Genomic DNA, 11,418 nt, shown 5'->3' on the forward strand with positions numbered 1-11,418 from the left:
TAGAGTGGAATTTCTTAGGATGGAAAATATAACGAAGAGGTTCGGTGATGTCTTTGCAAATAAGGATATCAATTTAATAGTAAATGAAGGTGAGGTTCATACTCTTTTAGGTGAAAATGGCGCAGGAAAGAGCACACTCATGAATATTCTTGTTGGCCTATACCAGCCAACTAAAGGAAATTTATATCTTCATGGAAATAAAGTGAAAATAGATTCTCCTGCAAAGGCAGTTAATATGGGAATTGGAATGGTTCATCAACATTTTATGCTTATTGAGGCTATGACAGTCTTTGAAAACATAATTTTAGGAACTACAAAAGACAAATCTATTTTTATTAAAAAAGATACTATTAAGAAAGAAATTATGGAATTAGCTGAAAAATATGAATTGAATGTAGAGCTAGATAAACAAATAACTGAAATTTCAGTAGGTGAGCAGCAGAGAGTAGAAATACTTAAGGCTTTATATAGAGGAGCAGAGCTTTTGGTTTTAGATGAACCTACAGCAGCTCTAACAGACATAGAAGTTGACGGACTATTTAAAATTATCAGAAAACTTACAAGTGAAAGGAAATCTGTCATTTTTATATCTCATAAGATGAGAGAAGTTCTAGAAATTAGTGATAGAATTACTATTCTTAGAGCGGGTCAGACAATCAAAACTTTGGATAAAAGCAAAACAAATTCAGAAGAACTTGCAAGTCTTATGATAGGACGAGAATTGGTTCAAAGCGAATATAAAAAAGTTAAAAAAACAACACAAGATGTTATCGCTATAGAACATGTAGATTATAATAAGAAATCAAAACATAATGGGTTATGCGATATCTCACTCACTATTGGTAAAGGAGAAATAGTTGGTATTGCAGGCGTTGATGGGAATGGTCAATCTCAGTTGGCTCAACTGATAACAGGAGTTATTTCACCAGATAATGGACAAGTTTTTTTGAAGTCAAAGAAGATTTCAAAATTCTTGCCAGAGAATTTTATTAACTCAAATGTTTCCCATGTGCCTGAAGATAGAAATAAGATGGGCCTAGTAGGAAATATGAGTATAAAGGAAAATATTGTCCTTAAAGCCACTGAAAAAGCACAATTCTCCTTAGGTAATGGATTATTTTTAAAGAAGAAAGCAATAACTGAGTATGCAAATAAAATGAAAGAGAAATATGACATTAGATGTGACTCAGTAGAACAAGAAACAAGAAATCTTTCAGGTGGAAATCAGCAAAAGGTTATCCTTGCACGAGAAATGGAAGAAAATCCGGATTTATTAGTAGCGGTTCACCCTACAAGAGGACTTGATATAGGTGCTACAAGGTATGTTCATGATAAGATGATAGATTCTAGAGATAAAGGCTGTGGGGTATTACTTATAAGTGCTGATTTTGATGAAGTATTAAAATTGTCAGATAGAATTATAGTAATGTTTGAAGGAAAGATTGTAGGCACATTTTCAGGTGAAAATCCTCTGATTAATGAAATTTCACTTGCTATAGCTGGAAGAACTAAAGAGAGCTTGGAGGAAGCATTAGTATGAAATTAAATAATATTTTAATAAAAATCTTAATACCAATTATAGCCATGATATTTGCTTTTATAGTTGGTGCAATATTGATTGCTGGTATTGGAGGAAATCCTAGTGAAGCATTTACTTATTTATTTAAAGGAGCCCTTGGGAATTCTGCAAACATTGGAAAGACGTTAGTTAAAGCTACTCCATTAATTTTTACAGGACTAGCAGCAACCTTTGCATATAGATGTGGAGTTTTTAACTTAGGAGCAGAAGGCCAGTTTGTTATGGGAGCTGTAACTAGTATATGGGTTTCAATAACTGTAAAAGGAATATCAGGAGTTCCACTTATAATATTAAGCTTGATACTTGGAATCATAGTAGGTGGAATATGGGGAGCTATTCCAGGAATCTTAAGGATCACAAGAGGTCTAAATGAAATGATAGTAAGCATTATGCTTAATTATGTAGCAATACTTTTTATGGGATATCTTTATTCTGGGCCATTAAGAGAAGGCAGTGTTCCACAAACACAAGCAGTTGATGATAATTTGAAATTAGGACGAATATTTGAGGGATCAAATGTCCATGCAGGGTTTATAATAGCCATAGTTTTAGCTATTATAATATATTACTTCCTATTTTATACGTCAAAAGGATTTAAACTTCGTGCAGTAGGTTTAAATGACACAGCTTCAATGTACAATGGCTTTTCAGTTAAAAGGTACATGCTTTTAGCATTTATTGTTTCAGGAGCGATAGCTGGACTTGGTGGAAGCGTTGAACTTCACGGTGTTCAATATCGTTTAATGGCTGGTTTTGGAACTGGATATGGTTTTGATGGTGTAGCAATAGCCCTTATTGGTCAGCTAAACCCAATAGGAACTGTTCTCGTAGCATATCTTTTTGCAGTACTGCGTACTGGAGCAAATACAATGCAGGTAGGGACAGGAATGCCAACATCGGTAATAGACATTATTCAAGCATTAGTTATTGTTTTTGCAGTAGCAGGAAGTGCACTTGTTAACCTTCCTAGGGTTAAACAATTTTTTATTAATATAACATCAAAGAAACAAGCAAAGGTGGTGGAAGGATAATGGGTTATATATTTAATGTAGGATTTATTCAGGAATTGCTTTTATCAACAGTTCGTATGGCAACACCTATTCTTATAGTTGCACTTGCTGAACTTTATTCAGAACGTGCTGGACTTGTAAATATTGGTCTTGATGGCATAATGGCCTTCGGCGCTTTAATTGGATTTTTAGTAGGTTATACCACTGGGAATCCTTACCTTGGAATTTTAGCAGGAGCAGTTGGAGGCGTAGTTGTGAATATGATTTATGCTTTTTGTGTAATCCATCTTTGTGCAGAACAGATAGTATATGGTATGGCAATTAATATATTTGCACCTGCAATAGCGTCATTTATTTATAAAATTTATTTTGGTGTTAATTCGACATTAATACAAGGTGCATTGATGGATCCATTAACTATTCCTTTATTATCAAGTATACCAATACTAGGGAAAGTATTCTTTAATCATACACCGATAGTTTATTTTACATACTTAATGGTTCCTATAACTGCAATATTTTTAAATAAGACAAAAGCAGGATTAAATTTTAAAGCTGTTGGTGAATTTCCTAAAGCGGCAGAGTCCTTAGGAATCCATGTAATTAGACAGAAATATATTGCATGCATCATATGTGGAGCTTTGGCAGGTATTGGAGGCGCATACCTTACAACATGCTACATTAACACATATTCAGATGGGGTAGTTTCAGGGAGAGGATTTATAGCATTATCTGCAGTAATCTTTGGAAGATGGATGCCAGGTGGAGTGCTGCTTGCTGCATTATTATTCGGATTTGCCGATGCTCTTCAGTTACGTATGCAGATAGCTAGTTCGGGGACACCTTATCAGCTTCTGGCAATGATTCCATATTTATGTACATTATTTGCTTTAGCATTCTTTGGAATCAAAAAAGCAGGTCCAAAAGCAAATGGAAAACCATATTTCAGAGAAGAACGTTAATATGAGATGTCTAAATTATGGGTTTTACCTACAATAATATAGATAAAAAGTAATCAATAAACAAATGGAGGGGACAAATATGAAAAAATTATTATCATTATTTTTAGCAATGTGCACATTAGTTGCATTATTAACTGGGTGTGGTGCCTCGAAAACTGCTGATACATCAGCTAAGGAATCAAATGATGCAAAAAAGAAAACTTATAAAGTTGCTATGATTGCAGACTCAACAATTTCAGATGGTGGATGGGGTGCAGCATGTTACAATGCTATGGTAGCAGCTGCAAAAGAAAAGGGGTTTGAAACTCAATATACTGATGGTCTTAAAACAGCAGATTTTGCTCAAAGTATAAGATCTTATGCAGATTTGGGATATGACTTAATTTTTGCACCTGGTAATCAATACTCGGATGCAGTAAAAGAAGTAGCAAAAGATTATCCTGATGTGCACTTTGCATTATTAAATGGTACAATTGAAACAGACAACATAGTATCTCTTTTACCAGATGCCGATCAAATAGGGCAAATGGCAGGTGCTCTTGCAGGGCTTATGAGTAAAACAAACAATATTGGTTTTATTGGAGGTATGGAATTAGATACTACTAAAGCAAAACTTGCAAGTTATGAAGCGGCAGCAAAAGTTGTTAATCCTAACATCAAAGTTTCAGCAGCTTATGCTGGTTCATTTAGTGATACTGCAAAAGGAATGGAAATCGCAAATTCTATGGTAACAACAAACAATGTAGATGTAATGTTTGGTGATGCAAGTGCAGTTGACTCAGGTGCGCGTCAAGCATTAGCTGGTCATCCCAATACGTTTGATATCGGTCAACCAAGTGATCTAGCAAAAGATGATAAATCAGGAGTGGTTATTTCTAGTGTATTAACAGATAATGCGACAATGATAAAATTATGTATGGATGATATTATAAATGGTAAGTTTGGTAAGAAAACTATTTATGGAAATATTGAAAATGGGTGTTTAAGTGTTGGGACATTTAGTGATAAAGTACCAAAAGATGTTCAAGCTAAATATTTAGAAATAGTAGATAAAATTAAAGCAGGTACATTCGTTAAGAAATAAATTGAAATTAAGTATTATTGCAGAAAGAGAATTCACTTAGGTGAATTCTCTTTTATATATACTTTTTGTTTCATGATTAGGATACTTTACATGATTATTTTCAAAAGTACAGGCAAGGTAAATATAGAAAATAAAGTAGTAGCAACTACAAATACAGATGCATATTCTCTCTTTATGTTAAAGCTGTCTGCAAATATGGAAGTCATTGCTGCAGCAGGCATTGAAGCAAGAATGATAACAGAATTTGAAACTATAGTTCTGTCATTTATTAATTGGGATATGAAATATAAAATTATTGGGATTATGATTAGTTTAGCAGTTAGGCCATAGTATAGGGTCCAGTCTCGTAAATATTCCTTTAATTTTATTTTATAAGACAGTGCACCAACTATTATCATGGATAAAGGTCCTGTCATGTTACCGATAGAATTAGCACTTGCTGAAATTACCTCTGGCAGTTTTAGATCGAAGATCATTATGAATACTCCAATGTAAACAGCAATAAGTGAGGGATTTTTAAGTGCTTTTAACATTTCCTTTGCTAGATTCATTTTCTCTATATTTCCTTTAAATATCATAACTCCATAGGTCCAAAGAAGAATCGTGAAAAAGATATTGAAAATTGAACCATACATAACCGCCTCAGGCCCATATACTGCATTTAGTACAGGAAAACCGATGTAACCAGTATTAGTAAATATATTTGCAAAGTGTAATATAATCCTTTTTTCATTTTTTACTGGAAACATTAACATAAAGGACGAAATTCCAATTATAGCATATGCTGAAAAGCTATAGTAAAAGGTCTTAAGAATATTAATTTTAACACCAGGATCATATTGAAAGCTAAAGGATGAAATAATCATGCAGGGAAGTGTAATATCTAATAGTATATCTGTTAAGCTTTTGGTTACCTTACTATTTATAATTCCCTTTTTACTTCCATATACGCCCACTAAAATTATTAAGAACAAAGAAATAATACTATTCATAATAGTTGGTATTTCCATTATTATGATACCTCCTAATTACGTATTATTCATATTATTCATAAGTTTAAAATATTGTGCAAGAGTTATACTGGAAATTAGAATAGTAGAGGTATACAGTTATAATGGTTAGTATAGATAGATAAACTTTTACAATAGTTTGTCCTCTTCGGATAGAGTTTCATTCATGCTTCCAGTTCTATATCCAAGTAAGTCTAAAGTAACATATGTGAAACCTAGTTTTTTAAATTCGTTACCTATACGATCCATAAATTTTTGATTATAAAATTTCTCTCTTTCAGTTGGGGCTACCTCAATTCTTGCAATTTCTCCATGATGCCTTACTCTAACTTGAGTTATACCTGAATCCAATAGAAACTGTTCAGCTTTATCGACCATAGTTAGTTTTGGTAAAGTAATTTTGTTACCATAAGGAAACCTAGAAGATAAACAAGCAAACGAAGGCTTATCCCAAGTCGGGAGTCCAAGTTCCTTAGATAATTCGCGTATATCATTTTTAGTTAATCCAGCTTCTTTAAGTGGACTTATAACATTAAGCTCCTTGGCGGCCACCATACCAGGTCTGTAATCTCCAGTATCATCAAGGTTTGAACCATCGAACACATATCTAACTCCATTTTCCAATGCGAGATTATTTATTTTTGTAAAGAGTTCTTTTTTACAATAATAACATCTATTCTTTGGATTCATAGCAAAGCCTTCAATCTCTAATTCTTCAGAGGAAATTACAAGATGTTTAGCATTAACATCCTTAGCATATTTTATTGCTTCATTTAATTCTCTTTTTGGATAAGTTGAAGAGGTTGCTGTAACAGCAATTACATTATCACCTAAAACTTCTTTTGCCACTTTTAAAAGAAAAGTACTATCTACACCTCCGGAAAAAGCTATAGCAGCACTTTCTCTTTTCTTAATAATATCCTTAAGTAATTTATATTTTTCTTTAAGTAACATATTCATTCCTCCTATTTTATTTTAAATATTAATAATAGTAAATAAATATCGAAATACTATTAGACTTTACATATATATTTACTTGGTTTTCTAGGTAAAAAGCACAATTATTTTTTCAATATTAGTGTTTATGAGAAGTGATATTTTGAAATGACAAAACGAATATTCCTACGGGTATACTATGATAATAGCATATAATATGTATTATTTTATGTCAAGTAATGGATTTTAATAAAATAAATGTCTATTATATATTAACCATTTATTTAAATAGTCATGGATATTACTCTTTTAACAAATTTATAATCGCGAAATAGAATTCTTAAATTTTATATGTTCTAAAAAATTAAGTTCATACTATATACTAATTCAATATATTATTATTTTGTATATTTGTAATAAGGTATTTTTATTGTAATTCCTGTTTCATCAAATTTAAAGTTTGTGCCGCTAATAGGATTTTTACCATAAACTAGATTCATTCCAACCTCATAAATAGCTTTTGCCTGAGTTTGCAGATCCTCAACTATAAGACCGGTCATAAAGCCCTTATCAACTAGTTCTTTAGCTTTTAATGAAGCACCAATGCCTACAACTGGAATAAATTTTGAATTACCGCCTTTATTAAAACCATATTTTTGGAGTGCTTCAATTGCTCCTATGGCCATATCATCATTATTAGATATTATTGCTTCTATTTTATTACCAAGAGCTAGAAATGAAGATTCTATTGTAGTTTTCGCACAGTCTTTACTCCAATTGCAAACAGTTGATAAAAGTTCTTGCGTTTTAATTTCATCTTCATTAAGTGCCCGTATAGAGTATTTAGTTTTGGCAATGGTAGATATATTATTTGACTTTCCTTGAAGCATCACATATTGCATCACATTATCACTGTTTTTGTCCATAATTTCTCTGTTAGAATTCCATGCATCTGCTAAAACTTTTCCTTCTAAAATACCACCTTGTTCAACATCTCCAGTTATAATAACAGCTCTTTGATAAGGTCGAATAACGTTCATAATAGATGAAACAGCAGGGAGATAGATAATTAACGGAATATTAGATTTCATAATTTTATTTAGTGTATTTTCAATTTCTTCAACTTTAGTAGTGATTGGATTAACAACAAAAAGATCGAAGCTCTCATTAAGTGCAATATCAATATTTTCATTCTCAGTAACTTGGTTTCCTTTTGAATCAAAAAAAGTAAATTCGATTGAATTTTGATTTTCTTTTTGAATATTTTCTAAGCTTTCTTTTGCAGCTGAGATAAATAAATCATTAAAATTATCTAAAAATACAGCAGCTCGTATTGGCTTCTGAATTGAGAAATTATAAGCATATGATGTGTTTTCAATGTTACGAAAAAATAATATGAATACCGTTAATAATAGTAATAATTTATTTAATATTTTCATTTAAATCCTCCAAGCATATTTAATAAATATATTTTTTATTAATATTTAGTTTAACTTTTAAGTTGAATTTTATTTAATAAATCATTTGGTAATTATATTAGTATATTAGCTGAAAAGGATTCTAGATATTATTTTAAATTTACATTAATTCCTCAAGAAAAGATATGGAAATATGAGTACGCGAGAAGGAATAAATAATTAAAAAATGTATAGAATTGTTAAAAAAAATAGAATATAATTAGTTAAATATTTATTTGAAATTTAGTATTAGTAAGAGATGGAGGAAAAGTGATGAGTTACTTATTTGTAGAATACCCAAAGTGCACAACTTGCAGGCGTGCAAAAAAATGGTTAGATGAGAATAAAGTTGATTATGAGGATAGACATATAGCGGATAATAATCCAACCATGGAAGAGCTTCAAGAATGGATAAAAAAGAGTGGGCTCCCAATTAAGAAATTTTTCAACACGAGTGGAACTTTGTATAAGGAAATGAATTTAAGCCAAAAGCTTAAGGAACTTTCTGAAGAAGATCAATTAAAACTTCTTTCAACAAATGGAATGTTAGTTAAACGACCAATTGTAGTAGGAGAAAATTCTGTTCTTGTAGGATTTAGAGATGAAAGTTTATGGAATGAAGCGCTTCTAAAACGTTAAAATAGTTCGGGGAGTTTTTTATTAAAAGGCTATAAAAATTAAATTTCATTTTTATAAGAGCTTATGGAGAATAGGCTCTTATTTATATAAATGTCGAAAAAATACAGGATAATTATTATTAATAAGTATAGATTATTTTGTAATATTATGTTATTATATGAGTATACAAAAGAAGTTAAAAATCGCATGGGACATACAGTTATGAACAAAAGATAAAATTATTCAAAATACAGAACATTCAATGAACCCCATTACCTTAACTCTCTCAAGTTTAAGATGCAGTCATAATATGACTGCATTTTAATTTGGAAATGTAGAAAAAAATATATAAAGTGAATAAAAAGTGAAAAAAATAAAGGATTTGGTGAAAAAATGTAGAATTACTTTACTGTATAAAAATAATTATTATAATGAAAGGTGATTTTTGTAGTATTAAATTTAGTTAGCTTATTATATAAGATTTAAATATTACACGAAACAGCTTAAATTATAGGTGGAAGGATGATATATATGAAAAGTTGGATTGTTAATTTAAATTTAGAATTTGTTGAAAAATATGATATACCATTTAATAGTTTTGTTATTAAAGCGGATGAAAAAGAAGATTTTCTATGTAAAATGGACAGGGTATTAATAAAAGTAAAGGAGTTAACTAATTTTCATATAGATGATATAACTCCATTTGATTATAAAGAATTACCAGAAGATATTGTTAAAGAATATGTTTTTGTAGATTAATTATATCTGTTATTTATATAAATCGAATTTAAAAGTAAACGATATTCTAAGTATTATAAAAAGTATGTGTCCAGCTTATAATTAGATATACTTATAATTTTTTTGGCATATATTTTCAGAATATTTAGAAAAAACTTAAAAGTTCGTAAAAATATTAGAGAAAGTTATAATTAGTATTAATGCATCAATTGGGAATCTATTGTCAGTATTTATTTTGTAAGGCTGTAAAGTACAAATTATTAATAATAGCAAATTAAAAAAAGAAATAAATACTAGATACTAGTTTTATCGATGAAGGAGGGGACATTATGATATTAAATTGGAACAATACATTCGCAGTAGGGAATAATAATATTGATGAACAGCATAAAGAATTATTTTATCGATTGAATAAATTATTAGAAGCTATGAAGGAAGGAAAGGGTAAAGGCGAAGTAATTACAACTTTAGATTTTCTTGAGGAATATGTGGTTAAACATTTTACAGATGAAGAGGAAATTCAAAGGAAGAATAATTATCCCAAATTGAATATACAACATAAACAACATGAAGAATTTAAAAATGAGCTGAAAGAATTGAGAAGAACTTTTGAAAGTACTGGAGTATCATCATTATTTGTAATAAATACACAACAAAAGATGGTTAAATGGTGCAAAGATCATATTATGAGTTCTGATAAAGAATTAGGTAACTTTCTAATGAAAAATACTAAATAAACAAGAAAATTCAATAAGAAATATTAATTATATTTGAGCTGAAAGTTATATATATAAGTTTAACTTTCAGCCCTTTAACATTGCTAAAATATTGATTGACGTATGTAATTGGAGTATGTAAAATTAGGGTAAATAAAAAAACAAAATCCAGAATAGTAAACAAATGAGGTGGATTTATATGAAGAATAATTTACTATACTCCGAAGGAAATAAAGAAAATAATAAATTTTCAAGAACTTTTTTGAGTGAAAAATTATCTGGAATTAAAAATATAATTAAACATAGAATAAAAAATGTAAAATCGGAAAATAAAGAAGATCTTAATTTAGAATCAGCAAAAAAGCAATTTGAAGAATTTAAGGCTAAAAAACTTGAACTTGAAAGATATGAAACTGAGTTATTAAAATATGATGATGAAATAAAGGATATGGATTATTGCTTAATAACATCTAATGATCTAAACTCAGTTATTAATTGCAAAAAGAATAGTTTATACCAAAGATTTTTTGAATATAAAAATATACACATTGATGTAAAAGCTATAAATGGATTAATATTTTTTGACAAGGAAAGTCTTGCCGAGATAGAAGCAATTATAGATAAATTAGATAAAGACGAAATAACTATTGAAAAAACATATGAAATACATAAATTTAGTGTTGAAAAAATATGTGATTTATATATAAGTTATGAGGATGAAAAGTATATAATAAAAAATATAGAGCCTTTGAATAAAGAAATATTGGGAACATTAAATGAAATTGCTAGTAAGTATGAAGAATATCATTTACAGAATAGGGAAATCAGAGATCATTTTATTAAAGCTTTTTCAGATGCAAAGCATGAGCTGAATATTGCAAGCCCTTGGATGAATAATTATGTTGTTAATGAAAATTTAATAGAGATGATGGAAGGTTTACTTACAAGAGGAGGAGCTATCAAAATTATCTATGGCATAGGGGAGAATAGTTCATCGTATCACTTTAAAAGAGAAAATAGTAATAAGAATAAAAATAGTGATAGAATAGCTAAAAAATTAGAAGAAAAATTTAAACATTATGGGAATAGATTTAAGATAAGAAAAGTTAATTCTCATAATAAGCTTTTAATCTGTGATGAAAGCTATTATATAGAAACAAGTTTTAATTTATTATCTTTTTCAGGAGAATATGATAGCGATTCAAAGGATACTAGAGACGAAGGAGCAACGTTTAGCACAAACACCGAAGTAATAAAAGATTTAAGGAGCAGGTATTTTAATTTCTAATTGTTAAGGCACATTCAAAA

At 29.7% G+C, this 11,418-nt stretch carries 11 protein-coding genes; 8 read left to right on the forward strand and 3 right to left on the reverse strand.

Annotated features, from left to right (window positions below):
• Positions 1-4 precede the first annotated feature (4 nt).
• From CLCHR_RS07030 to CLCHR_RS07045, 4 genes are all read left to right on the forward strand, one after another.
• On the forward strand, positions 5-1,540 hold the full coding sequence (locus CLCHR_RS07030; protein ID WP_242965999.1) for an ABC transporter ATP-binding protein: 1,536 nt from the start codon (positions 5-7) through the stop codon (positions 1,538-1,540).
• Complete coding sequence (locus tag CLCHR_RS07035; RefSeq protein WP_079438988.1) at positions 1,537-2,610, forward strand: ABC transporter permease; 1,074 nt, start codon at positions 1,537-1,539, stop codon at positions 2,608-2,610. The genes CLCHR_RS07030 and CLCHR_RS07035 overlap by 4 nt, the downstream gene beginning before the upstream one ends.
• On the forward strand, positions 2,610-3,551 hold the full coding sequence (locus CLCHR_RS07040; protein WP_079438989.1) for an ABC transporter permease: 942 nt from the start codon (positions 2,610-2,612) through the stop codon (positions 3,549-3,551). The genes CLCHR_RS07035 and CLCHR_RS07040 overlap by 1 nt, the downstream gene beginning before the upstream one ends.
• A 79-nt stretch (positions 3,552-3,630) precedes the next feature.
• Positions 3,631-4,635, forward strand: a complete 1,005-nt coding sequence (locus CLCHR_RS07045) for a BMP family protein (RefSeq protein ID WP_139376216.1) — start codon at positions 3,631-3,633, stop codon at positions 4,633-4,635.
• A gap of 86 nt (positions 4,636-4,721) precedes the next feature.
• Here CLCHR_RS07045 and CLCHR_RS07050 read toward each other — a convergent pair whose 3' ends face one another.
• The 3 genes from CLCHR_RS07050 to CLCHR_RS07060 form a co-directional block, all read right to left on the reverse strand.
• The gene (locus tag CLCHR_RS07050) at positions 4,722-5,645 is read right to left on the reverse strand and encodes an AEC family transporter (RefSeq protein ID WP_079438991.1); all 924 of its coding nucleotides are present in this window, start codon (positions 5,643-5,645) and stop codon (positions 4,722-4,724) included.
• Positions 5,646-5,774: 129 nt separating this feature from the next.
• Complete coding sequence (larE, locus tag CLCHR_RS07055; protein ID WP_079438992.1) at positions 5,775-6,599, reverse strand: ATP-dependent sacrificial sulfur transferase LarE; 825 nt, start codon at positions 6,597-6,599, stop codon at positions 5,775-5,777.
• A 380-nt stretch (positions 6,600-6,979) separates the two neighbouring features.
• Positions 6,980-8,020, reverse strand: a complete 1,041-nt coding sequence (locus CLCHR_RS07060; RefSeq protein ID WP_079438993.1) for a galactose ABC transporter substrate-binding protein — start codon at positions 8,018-8,020, stop codon at positions 6,980-6,982.
• 291 nt (positions 8,021-8,311) lie between these two features.
• On the opposite strand from CLCHR_RS07060, the gene CLCHR_RS07065 reads away from it, so the two are divergent.
• The 4 genes from CLCHR_RS07065 to CLCHR_RS07080 all read left to right on the forward strand — a co-directional run bounded on the left by CLCHR_RS07065 (position 8,312) and on the right by CLCHR_RS07080 (position 11,398).
• On the forward strand, positions 8,312-8,677 hold the full coding sequence (locus tag CLCHR_RS07065) for an arsenate reductase family protein (protein WP_079438994.1): 366 nt from the start codon (positions 8,312-8,314) through the stop codon (positions 8,675-8,677).
• A gap of 510 nt (positions 8,678-9,187) precedes the next feature.
• The gene (locus CLCHR_RS07070; RefSeq protein WP_079439021.1) at positions 9,188-9,415 is read left to right on the forward strand and encodes a hypothetical protein; all 228 of its coding nucleotides are present in this window, start codon (positions 9,188-9,190) and stop codon (positions 9,413-9,415) included.
• 308 nt (positions 9,416-9,723) lie between these two features.
• Complete coding sequence (locus CLCHR_RS07075) at positions 9,724-10,131, forward strand: bacteriohemerythrin (RefSeq protein WP_079438995.1); 408 nt, start codon at positions 9,724-9,726, stop codon at positions 10,129-10,131.
• A gap of 178 nt (positions 10,132-10,309) precedes the next feature.
• Entirely contained in the window at positions 10,310-11,398 is a 1,089-nt protein-coding gene (locus tag CLCHR_RS07080; protein WP_079438996.1) for a phospholipase D-like domain-containing protein, read from the forward strand.
• The last annotated feature ends 20 nt before the right edge of the window (positions 11,399-11,418 follow it).

It is taken from the genome of Clostridium chromiireducens (assembly GCF_002029255.1).
GTDB classification, from domain to species: domain Bacteria; phylum Bacillota; class Clostridia; order Clostridiales; family Clostridiaceae; genus Clostridium; species Clostridium chromiireducens.

What these genes read in the sequence shown, in the direction of transcription:
- CLCHR_RS07075 (WP_079438995.1), top strand. Translation starts at nt 9,724, where the DNA reads ATGATATTAAATTGGAACAATACATTCGCAGTAGGGAATAATAATATT.
- CLCHR_RS07040 (WP_079438989.1), top strand. Translation starts at nt 2,610, where the DNA reads ATGGGTTATATATTTAATGTAGGATTTATTCAGGAATTGCTTTTATCA.
- CLCHR_RS07035 (WP_079438988.1), top strand. Translation starts at nt 1,537, where the DNA reads ATGAAATTAAATAATATTTTAATAAAAATCTTAATACCAATTATAGCC.
- CLCHR_RS07050 (WP_079438991.1), bottom strand. Translation starts at nt 5,645, where the DNA reads ATGGAAATACCAACTATTATGAATAGTATTATTTCTTTGTTCTTAATA.
- larE (WP_079438992.1), bottom strand. Translation starts at nt 6,599, where the DNA reads ATGTTACTTAAAGAAAAATATAAATTACTTAAGGATATTATTAAGAAA.
- CLCHR_RS07080 (WP_079438996.1), top strand. Translation starts at nt 10,310, where the DNA reads ATGAAGAATAATTTACTATACTCCGAAGGAAATAAAGAAAATAATAAA.
- CLCHR_RS07070 (WP_079439021.1), top strand. Translation starts at nt 9,188, where the DNA reads ATGAAAAGTTGGATTGTTAATTTAAATTTAGAATTTGTTGAAAAATAT.
- CLCHR_RS07065 (WP_079438994.1), top strand. Translation starts at nt 8,312, where the DNA reads ATGAGTTACTTATTTGTAGAATACCCAAAGTGCACAACTTGCAGGCGT.
- CLCHR_RS07045 (WP_139376216.1), top strand. Translation starts at nt 3,631, where the DNA reads ATGAAAAAATTATTATCATTATTTTTAGCAATGTGCACATTAGTTGCA.
- CLCHR_RS07060 (WP_079438993.1), bottom strand. Translation starts at nt 8,020, where the DNA reads ATGAAAATATTAAATAAATTATTACTATTATTAACGGTATTCATATTA.